The 25,556-nt window shown below is 38.0% G+C and carries 30 protein-coding genes and 2 tRNA genes; 17 read left to right on the top strand and 15 right to left on the bottom strand.

Annotated features, from left to right (window positions below; genetic code table 11):
• The first annotated feature begins 18 nt into the window (after window positions 1-18).
• The gene (locus ACIF8R_RS07520; protein WP_396480032.1) at window positions 19-1,023 is read left to right on the top strand and encodes an AraC family transcriptional regulator ligand-binding domain-containing protein; all 1,005 of its coding nucleotides are present in this window, start codon (window positions 19-21) and stop codon (window positions 1,021-1,023) included.
• A 132-nt stretch (window positions 1,024-1,155) separates the two neighbouring features.
• On the top strand, window positions 1,156-1,845 hold the full coding sequence (gene aqpZ, locus ACIF8R_RS07515; protein ID WP_396480030.1) for an aquaporin Z: 690 nt from the start codon (window positions 1,156-1,158) through the stop codon (window positions 1,843-1,845).
• A gap of 178 nt (window positions 1,846-2,023) precedes the next feature.
• Here aqpZ and ACIF8R_RS07510 read toward each other — a convergent pair whose 3' ends face one another.
• The 3 genes from ACIF8R_RS07510 to ACIF8R_RS07500 form a co-directional block, all read right to left on the bottom strand.
• Window positions 2,024-2,266, bottom strand: coding sequence for a hypothetical protein (locus ACIF8R_RS07510; RefSeq protein WP_002048093.1), 243 nt, complete (start codon window positions 2,264-2,266; stop codon window positions 2,024-2,026).
• Between the two features lie 45 nt (window positions 2,267-2,311).
• The gene (locus tag ACIF8R_RS07505) at window positions 2,312-2,911 is read right to left on the bottom strand and encodes a LysE family translocator (RefSeq protein WP_039246060.1); all 600 of its coding nucleotides are present in this window, start codon (window positions 2,909-2,911) and stop codon (window positions 2,312-2,314) included.
• Between the two features lie 94 nt (window positions 2,912-3,005).
• The gene (locus ACIF8R_RS07500) at window positions 3,006-4,088 is read right to left on the bottom strand and encodes a DNA/RNA non-specific endonuclease (protein ID WP_396480028.1); all 1,083 of its coding nucleotides are present in this window, start codon (window positions 4,086-4,088) and stop codon (window positions 3,006-3,008) included.
• Between the two features lie 255 nt (window positions 4,089-4,343).
• On the opposite strand from ACIF8R_RS07500, the gene ACIF8R_RS07495 reads away from it, so the two are divergent.
• Complete coding sequence (locus ACIF8R_RS07495; RefSeq protein ID WP_396480026.1) at window positions 4,344-4,763, top strand: hypothetical protein; 420 nt, start codon at window positions 4,344-4,346, stop codon at window positions 4,761-4,763.
• A 56-nt stretch (window positions 4,764-4,819) separates the two neighbouring features.
• Here the strand turns inward: ACIF8R_RS07495 and ACIF8R_RS07490 are convergent, their stop codons facing one another.
• Window positions 4,820-6,697 (bottom strand): potassium transporter Kup, encoded by a 1,878-nt coding sequence (locus tag ACIF8R_RS07490; protein WP_396480024.1) that lies wholly within the window; start codon window positions 6,695-6,697, stop codon window positions 4,820-4,822.
• A 117-nt stretch (window positions 6,698-6,814) separates the two neighbouring features.
• On the opposite strand from ACIF8R_RS07490, the gene ACIF8R_RS07485 reads away from it, so the two are divergent.
• The 3 genes from ACIF8R_RS07485 to elbB all read left to right on the top strand — a co-directional run bounded on the left by ACIF8R_RS07485 (window position 6,815) and on the right by elbB (window position 8,606).
• Window positions 6,815-6,904: transfer RNA gene (locus ACIF8R_RS07485), tRNA-Ser, on the top strand.
• 136 nt (window positions 6,905-7,040) lie between these two features.
• A complete protein-coding gene (locus ACIF8R_RS07480) occupies window positions 7,041-7,853 on the top strand; it encodes a helix-turn-helix transcriptional regulator (protein ID WP_396480022.1) in 813 nt (270 codons plus the stop codon).
• A gap of 90 nt (window positions 7,854-7,943) precedes the next feature.
• The gene (gene elbB, locus ACIF8R_RS07475; RefSeq protein ID WP_396480020.1) at window positions 7,944-8,606 is read left to right on the top strand and encodes an isoprenoid biosynthesis glyoxalase ElbB; all 663 of its coding nucleotides are present in this window, start codon (window positions 7,944-7,946) and stop codon (window positions 8,604-8,606) included.
• Window positions 8,607-8,662: 56 nt separating this feature from the next.
• Here elbB and ACIF8R_RS07470 read toward each other — a convergent pair whose 3' ends face one another.
• Both ACIF8R_RS07470 and ACIF8R_RS07465 read right to left on the bottom strand, forming a co-directional pair.
• The gene (locus tag ACIF8R_RS07470) at window positions 8,663-9,004 is read right to left on the bottom strand and encodes a DHCW motif cupin fold protein (RefSeq protein WP_396480018.1); all 342 of its coding nucleotides are present in this window, start codon (window positions 9,002-9,004) and stop codon (window positions 8,663-8,665) included.
• Between the two features lie 148 nt (window positions 9,005-9,152).
• Window positions 9,153-9,710, bottom strand: coding sequence for an NAD(P)H-dependent oxidoreductase (locus tag ACIF8R_RS07465; RefSeq protein WP_396480016.1), 558 nt, complete (start codon window positions 9,708-9,710; stop codon window positions 9,153-9,155).
• Window positions 9,711-9,826: 116 nt separating this feature from the next.
• Here ACIF8R_RS07465 and ACIF8R_RS07460 point away from each other — a divergent pair, with 116 nt between their 5' ends.
• The 3 genes from ACIF8R_RS07460 to ACIF8R_RS07450 all read left to right on the top strand — a co-directional run bounded on the left by ACIF8R_RS07460 (window position 9,827) and on the right by ACIF8R_RS07450 (window position 11,273).
• Window positions 9,827-10,162 (top strand): winged helix-turn-helix transcriptional regulator, encoded by a 336-nt coding sequence (locus ACIF8R_RS07460; protein WP_396480014.1) that lies wholly within the window; start codon window positions 9,827-9,829, stop codon window positions 10,160-10,162.
• Window positions 10,163-10,189: 27 nt separating this feature from the next.
• On the top strand, window positions 10,190-10,408 hold the full coding sequence (locus ACIF8R_RS07455; protein WP_199113439.1) for a DUF6500 family protein: 219 nt from the start codon (window positions 10,190-10,192) through the stop codon (window positions 10,406-10,408).
• A 289-nt stretch (window positions 10,409-10,697) separates the two neighbouring features.
• Window positions 10,698-11,273: a hypothetical protein gene (locus tag ACIF8R_RS07450; protein ID WP_396480011.1), complete on the top strand. Its 576-nt coding sequence runs from the start codon at window positions 10,698-10,700 to the stop codon at window positions 11,271-11,273.
• Between the two features lie 374 nt (window positions 11,274-11,647).
• Here the strand turns inward: ACIF8R_RS07450 and ACIF8R_RS07445 are convergent, their stop codons facing one another.
• Window positions 11,648-11,932, bottom strand: coding sequence for a hypothetical protein (locus tag ACIF8R_RS07445; protein ID WP_396480009.1), 285 nt, complete (start codon window positions 11,930-11,932; stop codon window positions 11,648-11,650).
• A gap of 159 nt (window positions 11,933-12,091) precedes the next feature.
• Window positions 12,092-12,406, bottom strand: coding sequence for a helix-turn-helix domain-containing protein (locus ACIF8R_RS07440; protein WP_000654309.1), 315 nt, complete (start codon window positions 12,404-12,406; stop codon window positions 12,092-12,094).
• Window positions 12,407-12,517: 111 nt separating this feature from the next.
• On the opposite strand from ACIF8R_RS07440, the gene ACIF8R_RS07435 reads away from it, so the two are divergent.
• Complete coding sequence (locus ACIF8R_RS07435) at window positions 12,518-12,934, top strand: carboxymuconolactone decarboxylase family protein (RefSeq protein ID WP_396480007.1); 417 nt, start codon at window positions 12,518-12,520, stop codon at window positions 12,932-12,934.
• A 54-nt stretch (window positions 12,935-12,988) separates the two neighbouring features.
• Here the strand turns inward: ACIF8R_RS07435 and ACIF8R_RS07430 are convergent, their stop codons facing one another.
• Window positions 12,989-13,540 (bottom strand): TetR/AcrR family transcriptional regulator, encoded by a 552-nt coding sequence (locus ACIF8R_RS07430; protein WP_396480005.1) that lies wholly within the window; start codon window positions 13,538-13,540, stop codon window positions 12,989-12,991.
• Between the two features lie 1,073 nt (window positions 13,541-14,613).
• Between ACIF8R_RS07430 and ACIF8R_RS07425 the strand changes: the two genes are divergently transcribed.
• Together ACIF8R_RS07425 and ACIF8R_RS07420 are read left to right on the top strand one after the other, a co-directional pair.
• A complete protein-coding gene (locus ACIF8R_RS07425; protein WP_396480003.1) occupies window positions 14,614-15,516 on the top strand; it encodes a helix-turn-helix domain-containing protein in 903 nt (300 codons plus the stop codon).
• 111 nt (window positions 15,517-15,627) lie between these two features.
• Window positions 15,628-16,629, top strand: a complete 1,002-nt coding sequence (locus ACIF8R_RS07420; RefSeq protein ID WP_396480001.1) for an aldo/keto reductase — start codon at window positions 15,628-15,630, stop codon at window positions 16,627-16,629.
• Between the two features lie 45 nt (window positions 16,630-16,674).
• Here the strand turns inward: ACIF8R_RS07420 and ACIF8R_RS07415 are convergent, their stop codons facing one another.
• Both ACIF8R_RS07415 and ACIF8R_RS07410 read right to left on the bottom strand, forming a co-directional pair.
• Window positions 16,675-17,070, bottom strand: a complete 396-nt coding sequence (locus ACIF8R_RS07415; RefSeq protein ID WP_396479999.1) for a hypothetical protein — start codon at window positions 17,068-17,070, stop codon at window positions 16,675-16,677.
• A gap of 25 nt (window positions 17,071-17,095) precedes the next feature.
• Window positions 17,096-17,839: a hypothetical protein gene (locus ACIF8R_RS07410; protein WP_396479997.1), complete on the bottom strand. Its 744-nt coding sequence runs from the start codon at window positions 17,837-17,839 to the stop codon at window positions 17,096-17,098.
• 228 nt (window positions 17,840-18,067) lie between these two features.
• On the opposite strand from ACIF8R_RS07410, the gene ACIF8R_RS07405 reads away from it, so the two are divergent.
• Window positions 18,068-18,952 (top strand): DMT family transporter, encoded by an 885-nt coding sequence (locus tag ACIF8R_RS07405; RefSeq protein WP_396479995.1) that lies wholly within the window; start codon window positions 18,068-18,070, stop codon window positions 18,950-18,952.
• Window position 18,953: 1 nt separating this feature from the next.
• Here the strand turns inward: ACIF8R_RS07405 and ACIF8R_RS07400 are convergent, their stop codons facing one another.
• Complete coding sequence (locus ACIF8R_RS07400; protein WP_396479993.1) at window positions 18,954-19,874, bottom strand: LysR family transcriptional regulator; 921 nt, start codon at window positions 19,872-19,874, stop codon at window positions 18,954-18,956.
• Window positions 19,875-20,011: 137 nt separating this feature from the next.
• On the opposite strand from ACIF8R_RS07400, the gene ACIF8R_RS07395 reads away from it, so the two are divergent.
• The 4 genes from ACIF8R_RS07395 (at window position 20,012) to ACIF8R_RS07380 (ending at window position 22,557) form a co-directional block, all read left to right on the top strand.
• On the top strand, window positions 20,012-21,256 hold the full coding sequence (locus ACIF8R_RS07395) for an MFS transporter (protein WP_396479991.1): 1,245 nt from the start codon (window positions 20,012-20,014) through the stop codon (window positions 21,254-21,256).
• 23 nt (window positions 21,257-21,279) lie between these two features.
• On the top strand, window positions 21,280-21,606 hold the full coding sequence (locus ACIF8R_RS07390) for a gamma-glutamylcyclotransferase family protein (protein WP_396479990.1): 327 nt from the start codon (window positions 21,280-21,282) through the stop codon (window positions 21,604-21,606).
• Between the two features lie 111 nt (window positions 21,607-21,717).
• Window positions 21,718-21,793 (top strand) — tRNA-Thr (locus ACIF8R_RS07385).
• Window positions 21,794-22,173: 380 nt separating this feature from the next.
• Window positions 22,174-22,557, top strand: coding sequence for a hypothetical protein (locus tag ACIF8R_RS07380; RefSeq protein ID WP_396479988.1), 384 nt, complete (start codon window positions 22,174-22,176; stop codon window positions 22,555-22,557).
• Window positions 22,558-22,785: 228 nt separating this feature from the next.
• On the opposite strand, the gene ACIF8R_RS07375 is transcribed toward ACIF8R_RS07380, so the two are convergent.
• Genes ACIF8R_RS07375 through ACIF8R_RS07365 form a run of 3 tightly spaced genes read right to left on the bottom strand, consistent with a single transcriptional unit; the run spans window position 22,786 to window position 25,350 of the window.
• Window positions 22,786-23,211 carry a GFA family protein gene (locus ACIF8R_RS07375; protein ID WP_343568901.1) on the bottom strand — a complete coding sequence of 142 codons (426 nt, stop codon included), beginning with the start codon at window positions 23,209-23,211 and terminating at the stop codon, window positions 22,786-22,788.
• An 8-nt stretch (window positions 23,212-23,219) separates the two neighbouring features.
• Complete coding sequence (locus ACIF8R_RS07370) at window positions 23,220-24,047, bottom strand: SAM-dependent methyltransferase (RefSeq protein WP_396479986.1); 828 nt, start codon at window positions 24,045-24,047, stop codon at window positions 23,220-23,222.
• A 4-nt stretch (window positions 24,048-24,051) separates the two neighbouring features.
• Complete coding sequence (locus ACIF8R_RS07365; RefSeq protein WP_060465166.1) at window positions 24,052-25,350, bottom strand: FAD-dependent oxidoreductase; 1,299 nt, start codon at window positions 25,348-25,350, stop codon at window positions 24,052-24,054.
• Window positions 25,351-25,556: the final 206 nt, after the last annotated feature.

Raw genomic sequence — 25,556 nt, 5'->3', positions numbered from 1 at the left:
AGAAAGAGGTGGTCACGGATGCCCCAACTAAAAAATTATACAGGCTCGGTGTATGGAGGGCTGGGACATCTATTAAAAGCTTATTGTGAAGCGAATGGATTAGCTATTCCTAAACAATTAGAACACATTCAAAATCTGGAACGCTTTGACTACGTCGTTTGGCGCGACTTGTTAGAAGTGATTTATAAACTAGACCCGAAGCCGGGATTAGGTCTAGAAATTGCTAAATATGTTCAGCCCAAACACTTAGGAATTATTGCTTATCTCGCGCTCTCTTGCGATAACCTAGGTGAAGCCTTAATTCGCTATCATGACTTTCACCGTCTGATTTATGACGGTAGCCCATTAGTGGTTGAGCTATATGAAGAATATGCTTCTATTCGCTGGGAGGCGACTGAACTACACCCTACTCAGCTTACCGATGAAATCGCGATTGCGCTGGTGATTCAATTCTTACGTCTTTTTATGTCTCATGAAGGTGTACATGTACATGAGGTACATTTCTTAAATACTGCCCCTAAAAATATCAGGGTGTATGAACAGTACTTTCAATGTCCTGTTCGTTTTAGCCAGCCGCGTACAGAGTTACTTATTCCAATTACCGAAATTCATAAACCCCTTAGCAACGCTGACCACACTCTACAGCAGTTATTGGTTCAGCAAGCCCAAGCACTGTTAGAACAATTACCAAATTCGACCCAACTCGATCAGCGTTTACAGCACTCCATTTTAACTGGCTTACAAAAGAATCAATATCACATTGAATATATTGCAACACAGTTAGGACTTTCAGTTCGGCAGCTCCAACGGCACTTACAACAGCAAAACACCACCTTTCAGGAACGCGTGCAACAAGTGCGCTTTATGCTCGCAACCGAGTATCTAAAAGACCCGCATTTAAGCTTGCAAGAGATTGCACTTTTACTGTGTTACTCAGAACAAAGTGCTTTTCAAAGAGCATTTAAACATTGGACCAATCAAACACCCCAACAATGGCGAGTTCAATTTTTAGACAAAGAATAACCAACCAAAACTTACAAATCTTTTCTTGATTAAAACAACACTGAAAACAAAAATTTCATATAGTCACATGCTTAATTTTTTGTGACATATTTCACATTAATTAAAAAATAGATCAATAGATGAGTAATCACAATGAATAAATATTTTGCTGAATTCTTAGGTACGTTTTGGCTAGTCTTTGGTGGTTGTGGTAGCGCAGTGTTAGCCGCAGCTTTCCCTGAACTTGGTATTGGCTTTGCAGGTGTAGCCCTTGCCTTTGGTTTAACCGTACTCACTGGTGCTTATGCTCTCGGGCATATCTCTGGTGGACATTTTAACCCCGCGGTCAGTGTCGGTCTTTGGGTCGGCGGCCGTTTCGATATTAAAGATTTAATTCCTTACATTGTTGCACAAGTGGTTGGTGCAACTGCTGCTGCATTTGTTCTCTATATTATCGCTCAAGGTCAAGCTGGCTTTACTGGTGTGGGCGGTTTTGCGTCAAATGGTTTTGGTGATTTATCGCCAAATAAATTTGGTCTAGGTTCTGCTTTTATTATTGAAGTGGTACTTACTGCGTTCTTCTTAATCATTATTTTAGGATCAACACATGGTCGTGCACCTGCTGGTTTTGCACCTATTGCGATTGGTCTTGCATTAACGCTTATTCACTTAATCAGTATTCCAGTTACAAACACTTCTGTGAACCCTGCACGTAGTACAGGTGTTGCGTTCTTTGCTGAAACGGCTGCGTTAAGTCAGTTGTGGTTGTTCTGGGTAGCACCGATTTTAGGGGCTGTGATTGGGGCAATTATTTATAAGGTAGTTGCTGGGGATAAGGATTAACTGCACAACCGCAAATACCACGGTCACTCAAGTTGTAGTTGTATAGGTAATGCCTCACTTTTGAGTGAGCAAAAGTGACAAAACTCATTCGTTTCACTGACGTTACTTCCATGTAACGCAGTGAAACAGGCGGCATCCGTGCCGCCGTCGCGATAGCAAATTGAGTAAAATATATTTATTACAAAAACGGATTATTAATTTCTTGTTCAGCTGGACGTTCAATTTTCTCAGGCAATTCTTCTTTTTCCAAAGCTGCAACTACATTATTTAAAAAACTCTGCAATGCCTTTGCCTGCTCTAACCCGACTTTGTCTTTGGTAATTTGCAAATTGCCATAAATACTCACGCAATCGACATCATTTTCTAATGTTAAATCTTCAATTGAAGAAGACTCTGTACCCTTTTCAAATGGCTTAAACATAAGTGTGGTCTCGTTGTTATATCTTCACAGTGTAATACGATCAATTTAAAAAAAATCAATCAAAATTAAAAGTGCCGATAAAATTAAAAAAGCGCCCATCAAGATATTAAAATATTTCAAACGGTTGCCCTGATTGAGCACTACTGAAAATTTATCACCGCAGAATCCCCAAAAGAACAAACACACATAACAGGTGAAAAAATAAATAACGATAAAGACTGGCAACGCCTGCGGATTTTCAATACTGGTAAACATGGTAATACCCGACACACAAGCCAACCACGCTTTAGGGTTAAGCCACTGTAACAAGAACCCATCTTTAAAATTGGGAATAATCATCTGTTCTACAGGAACACTGGAAATAGAAATATTTGCAGCAGAAAGAATAATCTTAATCCCGATATAGCAAACAAATAGCGTTCCACAAACTGCAAGAATTTTTAAGACAACTGGAAATTGAGTTAATACACTTTGCAGACCAAATGCCATAAAAATCAAAAGCAAAGTAAAGCCAATGGTGGCGCCTGAAATATAGGGAAGCGATCTTTTTAGACCGTGATTTAAGCTGGTCGATAAAATAACGGTATTGACTGGACCCGGGGTAATCGACATGGCAAAAGAAAAAAGAAACATCGAGGCAAACATTGTTATTGTCCTTATTCGAATAAGATGAACAGACAGATCTGTATATTCATCTTATTGTATTGAATAAGAACTGCGCAATACTTCCTACAAATGCTTATTTAATGATTTGCAAGAAATAGTTCACTAAGGCTTCTACTAATTGTTTCACAATAGCTTTTCTAGTTTCTTCATCAATACTTGGAACTTTTGATTCCATAGGTTCAGAAGAAGTACTTTTCTGCTTTTTAAACTGGTCTTGTAATGCGTGAATCTGATCTGTACTTAAGTCTCGTTCACACTGGCTTTCTCCGTCCCAGTGTAAATAATCTAGCTTCTGGTTTGACTTAACTTGGCTAGATGTTAACGGCAGACGATAGACATTACGCTTTTGTTGTTCGGTGAGTTGAGGGAATAGATTAATTCCCAGCTTTTCTTCCAAATAACACACACTCACGACCTTAACCTGCTGTGAGTTGTTATTTGGTGCGTAGTAAGCGCCAATTGCGCCAGTTTTAGGATAATAAACAGCCTTATACACTGCGCTTGGAACGAGGACACCACGACCAATCGTTTTGAGTCGTTGACCTTCAAAAATTGGTCCTGTCACGATATAAGCATCTTGCTTTTGCTTAGTAACCACAGCGCGCGTAGCATCTTCAAGCTTACGCCAAACTTCCTGATTATTTTTAGGTGCTTGCGGAACCATGTTACTGAGCGAGAAGCTATCGAACTGAGAGTCCTTAGTCGGCATATCACCATTTGGTGACATGTGCCCGCGGTCATAGCCTGAACCACGATAATCGCTTAACAGTGAACGGTGACGCTCAGGAACGCGAGTTTCTTCGTGGAAATTATCTTCACGTTTAATTTTAGTGCTTAAACGTTCTGGACTTAGATATTCAGCTGACCATAACGGCGTTTTAGACATACCCGAGTACAAAACATTGAAACCATTAAAGCACAGCGGATAACTGTCTTTTTTTAAGCTGTCTTTATTTAAAGCAGGTGGAATTTCGCGATAAAACTGGTTTAGACAAGTCGAGTTGGTGCTTAAAGGCGAAAACCACTGTGAAATTTTTTCACCACCAAAAGCGAAGGCAAAACTTCCTGCTGCCACTCCGGCAAGTACAATTTTGCCAAAATGCTCACTTAAAGAAAAATCACCGAAGATGCCTGAACTACTTTTTTTACTAGCCATGTTTCTATCAATACCACTGTCCACACGCAGCTTAACAATCCTGCTTTTTTAAGTATATCGCTTATCTTTCAAATGGTTAAAACATGGTCATCTTTTTTGTAACTCCATTTCTTGTTCGGTAACAGTTTGTTGGCATTGTGAGGAACTTTCACTATTGAATTGGGTTAATTGCGTATCTTTCATTGAAAAGCCCTCATACCTTATGACATGGTTAGCTCCACAAATTTGGATAAAAATATAAACGGAGTCCATTTAATGATCCATTCAAAGATTATTGGTATTGGCGTAATTGCTGGACTGTGCAGTATGGCAGCCCTAGCTGAACCTGCTGTCCAACCAGGTGAAACTTTAGAAAGTTTGTCTAAAGTAAAAGTCACTACAACCGTCAATGGGCAACCTGGCTCTATTAGTGATTTAGTGAATAGTGGGAAAGTACAACCAGTTTCTGCAGCCCCAACAGGCGCAGCACCTACTGGTGCCCCTATTCCAGCTGATGTCCCTCCTGCTCCTCCAGCAGATGCACCACCAGCACCTCCAGCTGGCGGTGAAATGGCTGCTCCAGCGCCACAAGACCCAAATACACCACCGCCACCAGCTGACCCAAATCAGTCAGCAGACCCAATGGCAAAAGAGGGTGCATTGCCAGCAGATGCACCTATGCCACAAGCTCAATAATCAGAGCCATAAAAAAAACCAAGACTTATGTCTTGGTTTTTTTTACATCAAATTATTTATATTTCGATTTGACTACCTAACTCCACCACACGGTTGGTTGGAATTTGGTAGAAGTCGCTCACCGGACTGGTGTTACGCTGCATCGAAATAAACAGCTTTTCTCTCCACGGCGACATACCATCACCCACCGAGTGAACAATACGATCACGGGAAATAAAGAAGCTGATATGCATTAAGTCGTATTCAAGACCTAACTGCTCATAAGCTTGCATAAGCGCTTTTGGCACATTCATTTCATCTTTAAAGCCGTAGAAAATTTTAATACGGTAGAAATGTTCAGCTAAAGCTTCTGTCGTAATACGCTCTTCTGGTGCAACGAATGGCACATCTTCAATCACCACAGTCACCAAAATATTACGCTGATGTAGCACTTTGTTGTGCTTAATGTTATGCAGCATGGCATGTGGCACAACGTTTGGTGTACCTGTCATAAACACGGCATCACCCGGCACCCAGTGCACGCTGTTACCAATACTTTTCACAAACAAGTCTAAAGCTAAAGTGTCATGTTCAAGTTTGGCAAAAGTAAGCTCACGACCACGTTTCCATGTCATTAAAATGGTCACAGCAATACCACCAATGAGTAACGGCACCCAACCACCTGACAACACTTTAAGTGAAGTTGCTGCAACTAAAACCGATTCTAAAATGAAGAATGGAATAATCAGTAACACCACTTTTGGCCAGCTCCACTTCCACGCCGAGTAGATAAAGATGGAAACCAAAATCGTGTCACAGAGCATGGTTAAAGTTACTGCTAAACCATAAGCACTTGCCAAGTTTGAGCTGGTTTTGAAAATCAGAATTAAGATAATAATTGCGATTAAAAGTAACCAGTTTAAGAACGGCACATAGATCTGACCTTCTTCAGACTCAGAGGTATGTTTAATACTTAAACGTGGTAAATAACCCAATTGAATCGCTTGGCGAGCAAGAGAAAACACCCCAGAAATTACGGCTTGAGAGGCAATGACTGTTGCCATAGTCGCCATAATAATCATTGGGTAAAGTGCCCACTGAGGAACCAGTAAATAGAACGGGTTTTCAATTGCCGCAGGGTCACGAAGTAACAATGCGCCCTGTCCTGCATAGTTTAAAACTAAGCATGGTAACACCACAAAGAACCACGCAAGACGAATCGGAACTGGTCCAAAGTGCCCCATGTCGGCATAAAGTGCTTCACCACCCGTCACGGTTAACACCACAGCACCCATCACAAAAAAGGTCATAATTGGATGATGGTAGATAAACTGAATTGCCCAATGCGGGCTAAACATGCCGAGTACAATCGGTGTTTGAATAACGCTGTGAAGGCCTAATGCGCCTAACGAGATAAACCACACAAGCGTAATTGGACCAAAGAACTTACCTACAAACGCAGTACCATGTTTTTGCACTAAAAACAGCGTGATGATAATGGCAATTGCAATTGGCATAATGAACGGGTCAAAAACGTTGGTTGCGATAGACAACCCTTCGACCGCGGACAATACCGAAATTGCTGGGGTAATAATACCGTCACCAAAGAACAGTGATGCCCCAATAAAGCCAATGGCAATCATGTAGATTTTTTTGTTGTCGGCAATTTTTGCTTTACGCAAATTCAATGCGAGTAAGGCCATGATACCGCCTTCGCCATTGTTGTCTGCACGCATGACAATTGCGACATACTTGATGCTGATGATCAGCATTAAGCACCAAAAAATAATGGATAAAATTCCTAATACGTTTTCAGGCTGAATTCCCAAACCATGGGCAGCATGGAAGGACTCTTTCAAGGCATAGAGCGGACTCGTTCCGATGTCTCCAAAGACCACCCCAAGAGCTGCCAAAGCCGTGGCAGGCAAGGTCGCTTTTTTGGCCGTATTTTGCATTGTGTAATTAAACCAATAGATTTTTAGCGCAATCTTATCACCTCTATTATTTTTTTTCTGTAATGCTCGTCTTAAATCTTGGCAGAACCTGATTTTTTAGTTACTATCGCACGCCTTGGTGAGGTGTCCGAGTGGCTGAAGGAGCACGCCTGGAAAGTGTGTATACGTTTGCGCGTATCGAGGGTTCGAATCCCTCTCTCACCGCCAGAATTCAAATTTAAAGAAGCTTAAACTTAAACGGTTTAGGCTTTTTTATTGGCTCAAACATTAAAAATAGCCAAAAAAATGTTGATAATTTTTATATCCATCACAACGCCTAAATTTTATTAAGCACTTAAATTCAATGAAGAATCTTATTTCTTTAGCTAAAAAAAGCCTGCTCGAGCATAGCAACTTAAACCTAACTTTTGCGGTCTATTCAGCTTACCAAGAGCAAAAAATCACAAACGTTCCGATTTCTAAGCCCTTACTCATTATTGTATTAAGTGGATACAAAGAACTTGGAAAAACTGAAAATATTAAGTGTGATGCCGGCTCTTTTATTTTTTTAGCCAACAGCTCCAGCATTGATATGCGTAATATTCCTGATCAAGAAGAATATTTCGCTCTTCTTATCGAGTTTGATTTTGAAGATTTTAATGACTTGCCTCAAAATGCGGGGACTTCTCAAAACTATGTTCAAGGCCAGCTTAATTCTCTTTTAGAAAGTGCCGTGTATCAGTTTATAGACTTCTCTTTAGTTGCCCCTCCTTCTGCATTTAAATTTAGAAAAAGGGAGCTTTTAGAGCTTATTTATTATTCGGGCTATACCGATATTGCTAAACTCAATATGAATACAAGCTTGAGTGAAAAAGTTCAGGCTTTTATTTCTGATCATTTGTCTACAGAACTCACCGCTGAATTTATCGCGGCTCAACTTTTTATGAGTTCATCGACGCTAAGAAGAAAACTAAAAAGTGAAGGAAACAGCATTCAGGACATTCGTAATAGAGTACGACTCGGCCATGGGCTGCATCTTATTCAAACCACCAATAACAGTATTGGCAATATTGCTTTTGAATGTGGCTATCAATCTCAATCTCGATTTACTGAACAATTTAAAAATTTGTTTGGGATTACCCCACGTGAGCTACGCAAAACAAAAATGCTCACTTAGGGCGAATTTATGGCAAATCTGCGTATAAAAAATTTTTAGAAGAAAACTTAAAATCTTTTGCATACTTAAAAAAGGTTCTTAAGCAAGCAAATGAAAAAAGTAGCAGTGATTTTATCGGGTTGTGGTTATTTAGATGGTTCTGAAATTAGAGAATCTGTTTTAACCCTATTAGCCTTAGATACAGCCAATATTGAATATCAAATTTTTGCACCCGATGAGCCGTTGTTTCATGTTATTGACCATGTAAGCGGCGAAATAAACATGACTGAACAGAGAAATGTTTTACAAGAAGCGGCAAGAATTGCCCGAGGTGAAATTTCACTACTGCATAAGCTTGATGCAAATGAATTTGATGGTCTTATTTTGCCGGGTGGCTTTGGCGTCGCAAAAAACTTATCAACTTTTGCCTTTAAAGGAGCCGAGGCGCGAGTACATGGTACGGTAGCTTCAATTTTAAAAGCGTTTCATCAGAGTAAGAAACCGATTGGGGCAATATGCATATCCCCTGCTCTATTGGCGCTTATATTTGGAGAGTTACACCCAACTATTACTTTAGGCTCTGACATTAATATTGCTAAGGAAATTGAAAAAACGGGTTCAATTCACCATGTTTGTCAAACCTCAGACTGTGTGGTGGATCAACAAAATTTATTTGTTACTACCCCTGCCTATATGGATGACCAAGCCCATTTAAAGGATATCTATACAGGAATTACAAGCTTGGTTGATGCCATGACAGCTTTAGCAAATTAAGATGTTTGATGAGGGATAGAAATAGCTATCCCTTTATTTGATTACGTTCTTTAAATCTAATCAACGATAAGTAACTTCGCACCATTCAAGCTAAAAGACTGATGGGGTTCCGAGTTATCCCCTACTTGATAACTCATGCCTGAAGTTAAAGTAAATGTTCGCCCGTCTTTCAATCTACTTTCTAACTCACCTTCTAGGCAAAATAATATGTGCCCTTTTTCACACCAGTGGTTTGCTAAATAGTTTGCTGAGTACTCGACAAGCCTTACCCTAATTTTATTTCCTTCTTCACCAAAAAATTGAGTTTTCCAATAAGCCTTTCCAGTTTCACCGCTATATTCAGTGACTTCTATTTCTTCCCAGTTTGTAATTTGAAATGGAAAAGGCGCGATATTCATAATTTTTCCAAAGACGTATTATTGTATTTTCAACTTATAGAAAAATTTGATTTTTGCAAACTGTTTATTAAAAAATCAGAAAGATAACAAAACTATTTTCCACTTTGAAAAGACCCAAACTCTCACGCTTAGGCCTCTCTTTTAAAACTTACTCAGACAACGCTAATAACTTCTGAACATACTGCGCCGCATTATCCGCTATGTCTTGTTGAGTCGGCACATCGTCATCTTCTGAAGGGTTTGTGTCTAAACCATAAAATGCATGAAGCGGCTGATAGTCTGCCCCAACATATAAAGCTGTTAGCTTAAATGGAGTAAAAATTTGCTCTAAAGAAAGGTTATATCCACCATACTCTGAATAAACTTTTTCTTTCACACCAGCCGATACAGCCAACATAAATTTCTTATTTTTAAGCTTGTCACCTGTTGAACCATAAGCCCAACCATACGTCAAAACTTCATCAAGCCATTGTTTCAAAAGCGGTGGACAGTTAAACCAATACACTGGAAATTGAAATACTAAATTTTCGTGTTCTTCTACCAGTCCTTGCTCTTTGGCAACATCAATCACCCCATCTGGGTAGGCTTGATAAATTTGGTGAACTGTAAATTGGTCTGGGTGTTTTTCTAGTTCCTCTACCCATCTTTTATTTACAACAGACTGGTCTATGTGAGGATGGGTAACAATGACTAATGTCTTTTTCATTATGAAAACACTCTTATCGGAAAGTTGATAAATCGATTATAGAAGTGTGCTTTCCTAAATATAAGTACGGTAATTTATGTTATATACTATACTAAAAGATAGTGTGGATTTTAAAAATGACTGAGTGTATTCCTTCATATACACCATTAGAAGATACGGGTTTTGGCTATACCCTTTCTTTGATTAATGGCAAATATAAAATGATTATTATGTATTGGCTGTATGAAAAAAATGTCATGCGTTTTAATGAGATGCAACGCTGCATTGGCAATATTTCATTTAGAACACTCAGCAATACACTTAAAGAATTGGAAAGAGATGGACTGATTTCACGCAAGGAATATCCTCAAATTCCGCCAAAAGTTGAGTATCGACTTTCAGAAAAAGGGCAATCTTTAATTCCTTTGTTAGATATGATGTGCCAATGGGGCGAGCAAAATAAGCCGTCTTAGTTTTATAGACTTGAAGTGATACTAAATATGAGAAATGAATTAAGAGAAATTTTTATTAAGGGATGCGACGATAAAATTGAGAAGAAAGGAGACAATGTCGGTCTGTCTTTTTATGCTTTTTTTAAAAATAAGAATGATAACCCTGAGTTACTGATGGAGGCAGCGCATTGGTGGATTATGGAGCATAAGCTAGATCACTTTGAGAAGGCAGTTAAGATTAGACAACTGGTTCAAGATGAAAATTAACCTCCTTTTATAAAATTTAAAAAATAAGATAACTTTTTATTGTAGCTCTGGTTGAGTTTCTATTGTAAATAAAAAACAGTAATCATTACTTTTATAAAACTTAATTATCTGATTTTTTAATTACCATATTTTTATTAATATTAAAAAAAATGAAATATTTATATAAAATATTTAAATTTATTCAAGTTACTTTTAATAAAACAATATATACAAAAATATAATATATATATTATAAATAGTTATATTTAAATAGTCGCTCATTTCTTTAGTAACCTAACTCGTATATCATATGATTAAATTTTTTAAAAGTAGACCTTTCTTATGTCTTTTTATTTTATTAATTTCTGGTATTGATATAGCTCTATATTATAATTATGGCTACCCAAGTAACTTATCTATCTTTATTGGAGTTTTTCTTAATTTAACTATGTTTCTTATTGCTGCTTTACTTAGCTTTGCATACACAGAAAACAAAAGAGAACAACCAGACAAAATAGAAAACTTTCTAGAAATTCCCAGTGGAGACTTAAAATATAACCATATAATGTCATTTTTAAGTGATCAAGTATTTGGAACTTTTTTAACTACATTAATGCTAGTATATGGAAGAAAGATATTTGAAATTACTGAAAGTAGTGTTGCATTTGCTCTTTTTAGTTTTATATTATTTGTTGCTACTATAGTAATATTCACATTCTCTTTTGGAAAAATCTCACTCCAAATATTTCGAAGTCAAATGTCTGGTATTAAACAACTCCTAACCGTAATTCTATTTTTAGTAATTTCTTGTTGGATTTATGCAGCTGGTATAGAACTAGCTCCAAAAATTTCACCAAGTGTGCAACAGAATTTTTTAAGTAAATAAACTAAAGGCCCATTTATGGGCCTTTAGTTTATTTTCATATTTTTTAATTAATAAAATATAAATATCAAACTTATCCTCTGACAATAATTTTTCTATTTGATAATTTATTAACTTAATTATCAAATTTAGAAAAGAGGTATATATATGTAAAGATTTTTTATTTTCTTCCTGATACTCTAAGAAAAAGCATATACTTAAATGCATATGCTCAAGCACTTGATTATCCAGCCCTCGATTTCTTTCACTATTATGAGCAAGGAGATCATAAATTTTTCTAAAGACATTAAAACTTCTTGAATAAGCCCGTAACTTTATACTATCAATATACTACTTTTTTCAATAAATATTATTTCTTAAATTTAACACAAAGACTTTTAAAAAAATATTTGGAGAATAACCTGAAACAACATAGAAATACTCGCAAAAATGGCACCTAAACTATTCCATTTAGTTTGTGCATGCAAAGTTTCTCTCATATCCGCACCATCAAAAGTCATACGAGCATAGTTAGGTTTTTCTTTATTCTTTCTCGCTCTTTTTTCAATTAAAGCTAGTGCTTTTTTATCGCTTACCTTAACTTGGCTGGCATATAACCATGAAAAAGCAGATAGAAAACCACAAATAATAGATATCCAAGTAAAAACAAGTTTGTAATCCATGATTAAATTTCATCGCAGTTAATGGATGTATTATAAAGTTATCTTTAATCATTTAATATCTCCTATATTATTGTAAGACAATGAATTTTACCGTACAAAAATATCATTAAGAAAATCCACCTTAAAATAATCAAACAAATCCTCTTACACCAAACAAAACTATCTCGATTTAAGCCATCCACCGATTTCTTTTAGTACATCAACTAGCTTTTCTAATTTTCGGCCTTCTTCAGTTAAAGAATATTCAACCTTAACAGGAACTTGTGCATAGACTTCTCTTAAAATAAAGCCTTCTTCTTCTAAGAAACGTAGCTCTAAAGTCAGCATTCTTTGAGAGATATTAGGAATTGCTCTGCGTAACTCATTAAAGCGCATCGTTCTTTCTAATAAAAAAGAAATAATGAGCATGCGCCAACGGCCACCTAACACCGTCATGGCTTCTTCGACTGTACAGCCTGAAATGTTATCTTTCATAGATGATTACTAAGTATAATAAATATACCTACATAACAAAAAAATGCCTAATTTACAACCTATACCTAATTATAAATAATGCTTCTATCTAACTAATCACGGATATTTACTGTGGAATATAAAGAAATTTCAAAGAAAACCATCGGGCATTTATATTCAGCTCATTCTTCTATTAGATCTTCAGATTTAGACCCAAAACTGACTGCTTTAGCCGAGTTGTATGTATCTCAAATCAATGGTTGTGCATATTGTTGTGCTTTTCATTCCAAAGAGTTACGAGATTTTGGTATAGCTCAAGAAGTTATCGACCAAATACCGGGGTATAAACATTCAAAAGCTTTCTCTGAAAAACAAAAAATCGTTTTAGAGTTTGCGTCCGCAATTACTTCTTTAAATGACCTGGAACAAATTGAGATGACTCGAGAAAGTTTGGCGCAGCATTTTAGTGAAAAAGAGATTGTAGATTTAACGGCGAGTATTTCTTTAATGGGGGCATTAAACAGACTAAGAATTACCTTAGGCGATTAAGCCCCATACAAATTTTTAAGTTTAAAAAAGGCCTAAAGCTAGGCCTTCTCCCCATCAAACCCTTTTTAAAAAATACTCAAGCAAAGCATTTCTTTCCCTTTCTTCATCTGAACTTAACAGGCCCAGAATTGCACCATCCATCATAAATACAAATATCTCCGCTTCTGAATAGGAAACTGTTTTTTTGGTTTCCATGAGCAAGCAGAAAATTTCATTTTTAAGCCATCGCCTATATCTGAGTGCGGTTTGGTATGCATTTGGATAAAGCTTTTTAATTTCAAAAATCGCCTTAAACAACAAGTAATAAGGGCTTTTTAAGTCAGCATGTAAAAGGTAAATTTGCCTGAGTTGATCAGACAAATCTGCATTTTGGTAAAGCTCACTCACCACACTCACTTTTTCTTGTAACTGCTCTTTTTGCGCGACCAGACACCGTTCAATAAATCTTTCTTTGGAGTGAAAGTAGCTATAAAAGGTGCCTTTATTTATTTGGGATTCAGCAATAATTTGGTCTACCCCGACCTTATTAAAGCCATATTGTTTAAATAAATCTGTTGCCGTATCAATCACGTGTAATGCTCTACGTGAAGCGTCTAAATTTTTCATGTATACCGTTTAAAATAATTTTTTGTTGTAAATAAATGAGATAGAAATGCCGTCACTCTTAAATTGAGCGCTAAATACAGGCGTGCAAAAGCAACACAAAAATGGTGTGCTCGCCTATCTCGGGTTTTATTGTTGCTATGCTTTTTTAGTCGTAATGACCTATGGCTTAAAACCTAGAGTCGGTTAAACCGTTTTAAAGACCAGTTGGGTATAGAGTCAAAGATTTTGGCAAAGGTTGCCAATGAGAGAGATGAAATAGTACGCATGAGCGAACTCCTTGGGTAATTAAGAAGCTTCGCCACATCACTGCTAAATGATTATGGTGGCGAAACGAAAAGGGGTTAGCAGACTGATTTACCCAAAAATCAGCACATCCGAAGATGTCCCCCTCCCGTTCCGCCGCAGAGAGGGACACGTAGGGATGCCCACAAAAAAGAGAGACTTTTTCGTGTGCTTTGGGTAAATACGGCCTGCTAAAACCGACTGGCAATGTGGCCAGCAGGCAAAGGATAATCCGCGTGTTTTTAAGTGTCAATGTAAGGTTGAATAGAAATTGGTTAAATAATTATTGTTGTTTATTCAATTAGATATTTAAGCTAAAAAGACCTTCAATTTAAATTTAACGATGTCATGATAATAATAAAAATGGTGACAGAGCGAAAAGGGATTAGTAGAGTGGTGATAGAACGATAAGAGGTTAGCAGACTGGACACACAGAACCAGCACACCCGAAGGTGTCCTCTTACCATTCTACCGTAAAATGGTGGCAAAACGATAAGGGGTTAGCAGACTGGGCACAGCACCAGCACACTCGAAAGTGTCCCCTTTTCGTTCTACCGCAAAATCGTTTGCAAACAAAGAATAGTTATCAAGTTTTTAAGTGTCAATATTCATATATTATTAATTTATAAAATATTTTTATTTCTACTGGTTCATTCTTTCATTATTAATTTACCGTTCATTTTCAAACCTGTTTAAATGAACAGATTGATCACGCTATAAATAAAAGCTACAGTAAATAAAGTTTGAATTTTATAACTTTAAATAAATTGATAACGCATGCAGGCAAAGACATGGAAACCATACATGATTTTTATCGCCGCTTTTCTTTAACCAAAGATAGCGATTACTCGGTTCCATCAACCTCGTTTGGACATTTTAACGTGTTCCAACGTGATGCCTGCTCGTTCCTCACACCTTATAGCCGCCGTGATTATTATAAAATTTCACTGGTTTTAGGCACAGGCGAACTTCACTATGCCAACCGCTGGATACGAGTCGACCGCCCTGCTTTACTGTTTTCAAACCCAATGGTGCCATATGCATGGGAAATTAATTCACCCGAACAGGCAGGCTGGTTTTGTCTATTTACCGAAGAGTTTGTAAACCAAGAATCGCGACAAAGTTTTTTAAAAGACTCACCACTGTTTAAAGTCGACGGCGACCCCCTATATTTTTTAAACGACCAACAAGTTGAAGAAATTTCATTTGTTTTCAAAAAGATGATGAATGAAATAAATTCAGACTATATTCATAAATACAACGTTTTAAGAAACTATTTGCACCTGATTGTGCATGAAGCCATGAAAATGCAACCAACCCAACAGTTTGAAAAACATAGTAATGCTGCGGTTCGGATTTGCCATTTATTCTTTGAATTATTAGAGCGCCAGTTCCCGATCGACTCACCCCATTTTCAGCTCAAACTCAAAACTGCAAATGACTATGCCTATGGCTTGTCGGTGCATGTGAACCATTTAAACCGCGCTGTAAAAGAAGCCACAGGTAAAACGACTTCTGAACATATTAGCTCGCGTATTACGCAAGAAGCCAAAGCGCTATTACAACACACCAGTTGGAATATTTCCGAAATTGCTTATAGCTTAGGCTTTGAATATTCAGCGTATTTCACCAACTTCTTTAAGAAAAATACCGGTTTTTCGCCTAAAAAATTCCGTGAAGACTGTGTGGCCTAAAAACAGATTGTTTGAATTTTATAATTATTGGTTTGAATGTTATACGTCAGTTTGAGCCAAAGCATTTTATAGTTTTTCTACTCAAGTGATTTTGCAAAAAGAGTGTGAAAAATGAAATATAGAACTTTAGGACAAACAGGCGAAAAAGTATCAGCACTTGGTTTAGGTTGCATGGGAATGAGCTTTGCCTATGGTGCCTCAGACGACACACAAAGCATTGCAACCCTAGAAAAAGCATTAGACCTCGGCATTAACTTTTGGGACACCGCCGACATGTACGGCAACGGCGCAAACGAAGTTTTGCTCTCAAAAGTTTTAGAAAAACATCGCGACAAAGTGTTCTTAGCGACCAAATTTGGCTTTCGTTATAAAGAAGACAACCTTAATCCACAAAACTCTTTAGAGTCTTATATCGACGGTTCTCCAGAGTGGATTAAAGTTGCGGTCGAAAACAGTTTAAGACGCTTAAATACAGACGTGATCGATTTGTATTATGCGCACCGCATAGACCCAAATGTTCCAGTTGAAGACACCATTGGCGCAATGGCCGACTTGGTCAAACAAGGTAAAGTTCGTTATTTAGGACTCAGTGAAGCATCGGCGGAAACCATTCGTAAAGCACATGCAATTCACCCAATTGCAGCGGTTCAACACGAATATTCATTGCTTACTCGTGAGCTGGAAGATACGCACTTTCAAACCATTCGTGAGTTAGGCATTAGCCTTGTGCCGTATTCACCGCTTTCGCGTGGTTTAATCACCAATACGCTTGATGTGGGTAGCCTAGATGAAAACGATTTCCGTCGTCAGTTGCCACGCTACCAAGGTGATAACTGGAAAAATAACCAAAGCTTAGCGCAGGCATTTAGCGAATTTGCCCAAAGCAAAAATGCGACAGCAGCTCAACTGGCTTTGGCTTGGATTTTGGCGCAAGGTGACGACATTATTCCAATTCCGGGTACACGTAAAATCGAACGTCTCGTGGAAAATGCTGGTGCTGTAGACCTTCATTTAACAGCGGCAGACTTGGCAGAAATTGAAGCGATTATTGCGAGATACCCAAACATGGGCGCACGCTATAACGCTCAGCAACTTGCTGCGGTCAACCACTAAAATATAAGCCATAAAAAAGTCCGACTCAGTGTCGGACTTTTTTATTTAGTCTTTGCTATATGTGCCTTGTTGACGTCCACCCTGCCAGATCGCGTCTAAAGATTTATCCGAAATCGTTAAGCTTTCAGGGAAAATACTTAAATATTTTTTAAATTTAGCCTCTGGTTTTAAACCAATACAGTCACCGTTTTTCCACCATGTGCCTTCGGCATATTGGTCCAACGCCCCCACTGCAAGCATCCATTTAAACTTGCCGTCTGGCTGAAGTAAAAGTTCTGAACCAACTTCCATCACACCATGTAAATAGTAGTGCCCACTCCACGCCTCATCGGCTTTTTGAAATTTCACTTCTTTACATGTTGTATTTGCCACATCCGCATAGACCTGAGCAGACAAAATAACCGTCGAAACAAGCAGTAAAGGTGCAAATATATTTTTCATTATTTAGTTCCTAGAGTTTTTAAGTTTATTTTCCAGACTCAACTTTTAAATAAGTGCCGTCTGCATAAACGTTATGCCCAAAGCCACAACCCGAGTTGCCCTCGTTTTGTTTAACTTGAATGTAATTGCCTAATTTCGCACTCGTTTTAAAATCGAGCTGAATACGACAGTCTTCATCTTTATAAATGGTTTGTTTGGCATTGGTCGGCATTTTGGTATCGAACTGACCCATGTTTGGGCCATAAATTAAGCTTCGTAAGCCCATATAAACACCCGAATAGCCAATCGCATACTGGCCCTGTTTACGACTTACCGTGATGTGATCCCACTCACCAAAACCCGAGTAACGCACATACTCACCCGACAAATCATTTGACGCTTTAGGGGCTGGTAACTGTTGAAGGTTAAACAGACTCGACTTTGATTTTTCATCGAGCATAAACCATGCTCTCGCCCACAGTGGCTGACCCAATTTGGCGTAGGCTAAACCCACGTTATTGTTGGCAACTTCAATATCACGGTCGGTAAATTTAACCGTGGTTTCATCTTCATTGGCTTTACAAAAGGCAGTCCAAGAGGCTTGGCTTTGGAAGTTTTCGAGCGCCTTTTTATATTGTTTTTGGTCGTAGTTTTTCTTACCTAAGCTCGCGTATTGCTTCACTTTATTACAGCCTTGTTGTAATTCTTGTTCAAAAGAAAACTCTGCATGCGTGACCGCCAGAGCCGAAAGTGTAAGAACCGCGTAACCTGAAATAATAGATTTAATCATTTTTAAAATTCTTTAATAATTAACTAATTATATAATATGAGTAAGTTTTATAAATCACAATTATTTGAAACAAAAGTCTATTAGAAGCATTTAAGTTTTTATAAAGTTTATTAAATAAATTCCAAAGAAATCTTTATAAATATTACTCATTAACTGATTATTTTAGTTGAATATTCATCCAAAAAATAATGTAGACTGCATGCGTAAAACTTAGGAAGAATTATAAGAGTGAATAATCTAGTTATTGGAACCCTATTTGCACTTTGTGCAGCGGCTTTAAATGCATCTATTGGTGTAATTAGTAAATTACTCATGCACAGTGGTTTAAACCCACAAGACATTGCCTTTTTAAAAACCATTATTGCCTTTTTCTTTTTAAGTGTTTTTTTATTTAAAGTGCCTGTGAGCCAAAAGATTGCCTATATAAGTAGCAATCCAAGTAAGCTCAGTGTTTTTACTCAAATTGCCATCTGTGCTTTTTTAGGGATTTTCTCTCTATTCTTTTTCGAGACCATTGCCTACAACCATGGTGCTGCAGCCAATGTCGTTGTAGTACTCATGGCATCGGCTGCTATTTCTGCCCTATTTTTTGGTCGGTTCATATTAAAAGAAAGCATCTACCTGCATTCTCTTGTAGGAACATTATTGGCAGTTGCTGGCATTAGTATTATTTCTTGGAAAGGTGGAAATAGTTTATTAATGCTGATCAACGCTTCAATTGCCGGTACGGGTTATGGCCTATTTTCGGTTTTAGTTAAAAGGTTCAAATTAAACGGCGGGCTGTTTCTTACCAAGTATTTATTGCTATTTGGTAGTGTTTATCTTGCCGTTCCTTTTTTAATAAACTTGCATAGTATTCATTTTAATACTGACATTGTTTTAGGTTTGATTGGATTAGCTGTTCTGCCAACCATACTTGGCTTTTTCTGTACCACTAAAGCGTTGTCTTATATGAGTGCCGCAAAGGTACAAGTGACCGAGCTTTCCGAGCCTATTTTTGCAGCGCTTATGGCTTGGGTCTTCATTCATGAACAGCCAACTTTATCGTTTTTATATGGTGCAATTTTCATTATTTCAGGCATCTTTTTAATGAATAAAGCGCCTAAATCATAATTTAGCTTATTTCATCAATTTCGTTGGTGTGGTGGCAAGCCACTTGCACCACACTGGCAAAGTTAATCGCCATTTGTGAAGGGGCATGTTTTTTATAGGCAAGCCCTAAACCCACCGTAGGGACAGGTGCTTTCAAAGAGCGATAAGCCACACCTTGTATTTGTAATTGTTTGGTCGACTCTGGCACCAAAGATACCCCTAAGTTTGCAGACACCAAAGATAAAATCGACACAATTTGCGGGGCGTTTTGTCCAATTTTCGGTTCAAAACCACGCTCATGACAGGCTTGTTTAATTGCATCAAAAAGCCCTGCACTAATGGATGGTGGTGAGACAATAAAATCAAGCTCTCGCAGTGTGGTTAAATCAATTTCTTGTGTTGAATCATCTAAACTCAAAGACTCGGAAGGCAAAGCAGCAATGAGTGGTTCTGCTAATAATTCTTGAAGAATGAGACTATCTGGAATGTTGCGGGGTGAGCGAATAATCGCAACATCTAAACGATCTTCAAGTAATAGGTCAATGAGTAGTAAGGTGTTGGCTTCTTCAAGCTTTAAATTTACTTTCGGGTATTGCTGCTGGAAATAGCGAACACATTTAGGAATTAAAGGATTCAACATTGAAGTACCTGTAAAGCCTAACCTTAATTGACCCACTTCGCCATTTGCCACTTGTTTTACAAGGTTGGCTGCATCTTCTACACGCTGCTGCACTGGCTGAATTGCATTTAAAAAGGCAAGCCCCGCTTCGGTCAGCTCCACCCCATGAGGCGAACGAATAAATAAATCTGCACCGAGTTCTTCTTCTAAGTCGCGTATTTGCATGCTTAAAGGCGGCTGGCTCATGTTTAAACGATGCGCCGCTTTAGTAAAATTTTTTTCTTCTGCTACCGCTAAAAAGTAGCGTATATGTCTTAGTTCCATTGCTATATATAAAACGTATTATGACCTATTGTTAAATATATTAGAAAAATACCCTCTAAATTGCTAATTTTAATTCATCGAATTTTCTCGATGCAGCATGCCCAAAGCACTGCTCTTTTTTCTGTCATGGTCATGATATGAGCTCTTCATCTACACCCAGCACTTTAAACACTGAAGCAACTTCTGTGCTTTCCCGTGAGTGGATTCACAAAGGAACTAGAGCCTATAAACATGCAGGTTTCGCTTTGTTCCTTGTAGGTTTTGCCAGTTTCTCACTGATTTATTGTGTACAACCGCTGTTGCCTGCATTTAGCCAAAGCTTCCAGATTAGTCCTGCGAGTAGCTCTTTGGCGCTGTCGTTAACGACTGCTTTTTTAGCGATTTCGATTGTGCTATCAAGCGCGTTTTCACAAGCGATTGGCCGTCGCGGGGTAATCTTTACATCTATGCTATGTGCAGCAATTCTTAATATTGTCTCAATGTTTACCCCGAACTGGCACAGTTTACTGATGGCGCGTGCATTAGAAGGTTTACTGCTCGGTGGTGTACCCGCAGTAACAATGGCTTGGATTGCTGAAGAAATCGCACCTGAACACTTGGGTAAAACCATGGGGTTGTATATTGCAGGTACTGCTTTTGGTGGCATGATGGGCCGTGTCGGCATGGGTATTTTGGTTGAATATTTTTCTTGGCGCACCGCTTTAGGTTTACTTGGGGCAATCTGTTTTATTTGCTCAATTGCCTTTTTAAACCTACTTCCTGCTTCGCGTAATTTCGTCCAGAAAAAAGGACTGAATTTAGGCTTTCATATGCAAATGTGGCGTGCTCATTTAAGCAATACTAAATTATTACGTCTGTTTGCTATTGGGTTCTTGCTCACCAGTGTGTTTGTGACTCTGTTTAATTACGCGACTTTCCGTTTAAGCGGCGCGCCTTATTCACTGAGTCAGACTCAAATTAGCCTTATTTTCTTGTCATATAGCTTTGGGATGGTGTCTTCATCATTGGCAGGTGGATTAGCCGATCGCTTTGGTAAAAAAACCATGATGATGAGTGGCTTTGCGCTCATGATTGTGGGTAGCCTCATGACCCTGCTCAGCTCTCTTTTCGGCATTATTATTGGCATTGCATTTATTACCACGGGTTTCTTTATTACCCATTCACTTACCAGTAGTTCAGTCGGCGCTGAAAGCAAACAAGCCAAAGCTCATGCCAGTTCGCTTTACTTGCTGTTTTACTATATGGGATCAAGTATTGTCGGTTCGGCAGGTGGTTGGTTTTGGTTACACGGCGGCTGGAGTGCGATTGTAGCCTTGACCGTTGTACTGTCATTACTTGGAATATTTTTAGTAATTTATACAAAACACGCAAAAGCGTATTAATTGATACATGAAAGGAAATTCACATGTCGAGTTTATTTGTTTATGGCACTTTAGGCCCTGGTCGCCCTAATGCCCATATACTTGAAAATATTGGCGGCCAGTGGGCAGAAGGTTGGGTAAATGGAAGTTTACGTAATGAAGGTTGGGGCGCGGATTTAGGCTATCCGGGAATTGTACTCGATGATAGTACCAATCAAGTGCAAGGCTTTGTTTTTAGCTCAGAACATTTAGATGCAAACTGGAAATTACTAGATGACTTTGAAGGTGAAGAGTACGAAAGAGTGCCTGTACAAGTCACTCTAAATAGTGGCGAACGTGTTGATTCATTTATTTATACGCTGAAACCTTAAGTTATTGCTAGAGCTTAACCGGATGAATATTTAAAATTTGAGAGAAAAAATTTAAATGCTCATTTTTTGGCTTGTATTTTTTTTAAGAAACTGTAAAATTCACTCCACATCGCCGGCATAGCTCAGTTGGTAGAGCAACTGACTTGTAATCAGTAGGTCCACAGTTCGAATCCGTGTGCCGGCACCATCATTAAACCTCATGAATATTTGATTTATGGGGTTTTTTGTTGTCTATAGATTTTAAAATACGTCATTTATAATTATTTTCCCCAATTCTTTAATCAGTTCTTTTGCTGTTGTTATATTTTGAGACCTAGTATGTCCATCATATTTTTAAAGGTATATATTTTTCCAAAATATTATTATAAACCTGAGCTTCAAAATGATTTTCTTAAAAGAATTTATTTCCTCCAAAACACAAATCTTACTTTCTTAATTTTTTTAAAAAATAGATTTAAAAATAAGAAATATTAACAAGATACGATTATAATGCGCCCCCAAATAAGGTCATGATAATAAGCCCTATTTTATAAACATTCATTCATTACTACATTCAACGGGGAAAAGATGAAACTACGTTTTGTTTTGCCTACTTTATTTATAATGTTGCCTTTTACAGTACAAGCTCAAAACACGAGTTCTGCGGCTCAAGCAGAAAACATTTTAAAATCACCAGTCTGCGTACTTGAGACTCTACCTTCTGCTGACCACTATAAGTCTCTTAAACGCATTAAAGTCGCAAAAGGAATATATGGCGGCTATGAAGAAATAAAACCTAAATTAGCAAACGCAGCACGTAAATATGGTGCAGATGTAGTGATTGATTATGAGCAGAGACAAAGATTTGGTTTCTGGCCATGGCGTATTGTTCGTCCAGTACTTACAGGTATTGCGGTAAAATGGAATACACCATTTGATTGTGCTGCCTTAGGCGGAAAAGAAATTCGTTAATAAGAAATGAAAAAAGCCCAACATCCTGTTGGGCTTTTTTCGTATTTCGTTACTAGGTATACATCCTGTAATACCTCACGTCCTGATGCTTAAACTTATTATTGTTGTTTTACGTTTCGGAACTTCCTGTTCCTGATGAGTTCATCATAGGTAATTAATAGAGTTCTAAAAAGACGCCAATTTCCCGAATGTATGTACGAAAAAGCGTACGGGCTTGTCAGAATACCTCTAGCCTTCTTTTTTCTTCTCTATCATTTTTTCAAAGTGTTTAAGGTTCGGGTTTAGCATATCCCAAGCATAGGCTTGGCTTACAAAGACTTCCGCTTTAGGTTGGTAAAGACTTGGGTCATCCAGCGTACCTGCACGTATTGAAATCATTTCAGGGGCAATTTCAGGTAAACCAAAAAGCTGGGATCCACACGTTGGACAAAAGGCTCTTTTAATTGCTCGGCCAGAAGAACCTAGAGTCTCAAAATATTTAAGTTCGCCCGTTATTTTTAATTCAGATTGGTGAAAAAAAGCGATTGGTGCATATGCCGAACCTGTTGCCTTTTGGCAATCTCGACAATGGCAATTAAAGCTATAACGTGGCTCTACTTCGCTTTGGTAGCTCACCGCTCCACATAAACACGATCCTTGATATTTGGCTGACATGGCTCATCCTATTTTTTTATTGCTGTTATTTGAATATAACGGACATATCCACTTTGGTAGAGTTGCTGACATAACTTTGCAGTCATTTGAATTTTAAAATTCGCCAACCCTCGGCTATGAGATTGTCCTTGCCGTTTTTGAATATACTCTGAAAAACCGAATAATACTTGTTCAGATAAATCTTCAATTTGAATATCTGTAAAACCTTGCTGTTGCAAAGTCGTTCTTAGTATTTGTTCAGTTGGTACAGCATCCCAAGCGACATCGGCTGCTTTGAGTAAATAACGATGCTTTTGTTCTTGTAGCATGGTCATGTTTTGGCATGACTCTGCACGCATTAAGTAATGAAAACCTAATCGACCTTTTGAATTTAAAACTGGAGTGACCGAATCTAGAAATGAATTTAAATGACTGTGGTAAGCCGCATCGATACAGAGCACCACATCGAATGGTTGTTTGAATTCAAATTGTTTTAAATTTAAAAATGAACCACAGAAAATCTGACTTATTTTAGGAATAAGTTTTTGAATTTTATGAACACATTGGGCTTGTAGCTCAACGGCACTCATACTTTTGGGCTGATAGTTTTGTAACCAGTGCAATAAACTTGCGCCCTGTCCGCAGCCTAAATCGAGTAAATAATCTTTTGAATTTAAATTGACAGCTTGTGCCAAATGGTCAGCCAATTGGCGACAAGCTTCAGGGTAGTTTTGGGTATTTTTCCAAAAACCCAAATTTGTCCAAGCTAGTTCTCCATCATCCCCCAAACTTGATGCATCAATGGCATATTTATGAGGAATGAATCGAGAGAGAGCTGCTCGAACTTTTGTTTTCACAATTTTAGTAACCGAGTTCTGGGGCAACTTCAACCTGAGGTTTTAAACCTACAAATGGTAAAGGAGCACCTAAAATTTCAGCAATGTGCATTGCAGAAGTCACGGCTGATTCTAAAATTGGCAAGCCATCACATGACCATGAACCACAGTAAAATACTTTACGATTTGGTTCTAAATGACGTTGCTGTAGCTCTTTGTTTAGAGCAATGGTTTGCGAGTCTACAACTGCACGCGTTAAGGTCACTTTTGAAATGATTTTTTTAGGATCAATATCAGTCACTGGACGCCAAGTTTGGAATACAGGATTTTTGCCCACAAGTGATGGCTCAACAGCGTTCATCCAAACTGTAAACTGCTGACGAGTAAACTTACGGTCCATCATATAGCTCAGCACTGACCAATCCTTACGGCGTGGTGGCATCACTGTTGCGTCAGTATGAATAACTAAGTCACCTTGCTCAAAGCGGAACTGTTTAAGTAGATTCATATCATCTGCAAACTGCTCAGGGTTTAAGAACTCTTCAATCTTAGATGTTGGTGTCGCCACAATAACGCGGTCAAATGTGCCCTTATCGCCCTGCGCATTTTCAACCAGTACTTTTTCGCCTTGTTGCTCAACTTTCTTAATTGCCGAACCGCTATGGATATCAATGCCTTTAATTAAGCTGTCTACAAATGCAGGTGTACCACCTTTCATACGCAATAGCATGTCGCCATCAGTTAAATGGCGTAAAAACTCTAGAAGGTTTTTTGCAGGCCAGTCGCCAATTGTTTTTGGGTTACATGTACAAATGGTATAGAGCACTGGCATCACTACGCCATGCCAGAATACTTCTTCTATGTCGTTCTGATTAATAAATTCAGCGAGAGTAATATCTTGATTTTTAGATTTGAAAAACTGGTGAATCGCAGTTTTTAATTGCAACATCCCTTTCACAAGACGCCAGCCGTACTGCTGGATGCCTTTACGGTTATTGATAATCGGGAAATTACCAATACGGCTACGAGATGTGGTTAACCATGTTTCAGTACGATCTTCAAATAACCAGCTACAAGACATATAGGTACGAACTGGGAAAGTTTTAATACCTAAGTGTGCAGCAAGGCTGAGTGTATTTTTCCATAGATGCGGGTTCATAACACGCAATGGCGCATCAATAATCCCACCATCGAACTCAATGCTATGGCTATCCATTCCCCGGCCAGGAAGTGCTTCAAATATCGTGATTGTATGCCCTGCATCTTTCAGAATTCTTGCTGCTGCAAGTCCTGCCATTCCACTGCCAATAATTGCGATATCCAAAATGATGTCCCATTTTTCGAGAATTTTTTTGATTATCACTCATACCCTAAAAAAACACCGTATTAAAAACTACCAGATTTTTATTTTTTGCATCAATTTATATAGAAAAAATTTAAAGAACGCGTGCAAATGATTTTCATAAAATTTTACAAAAGAGGATAAGTGTATAAAAATCTATATTTTTTAAAAATTTAAAAAAATTCTTT

This window comes from Acinetobacter sp. ABJ_C4_1 (assembly GCF_044538495.1).
GTDB classification, from domain to species: Bacteria; Pseudomonadota; Gammaproteobacteria; order Pseudomonadales; family Moraxellaceae; genus Acinetobacter; species Acinetobacter nosocomialis_A.
The sequence above is the reverse complement of the archived record's forward strand: the minus strand, read 5'-3'. Positions and strand labels throughout refer to the sequence as shown.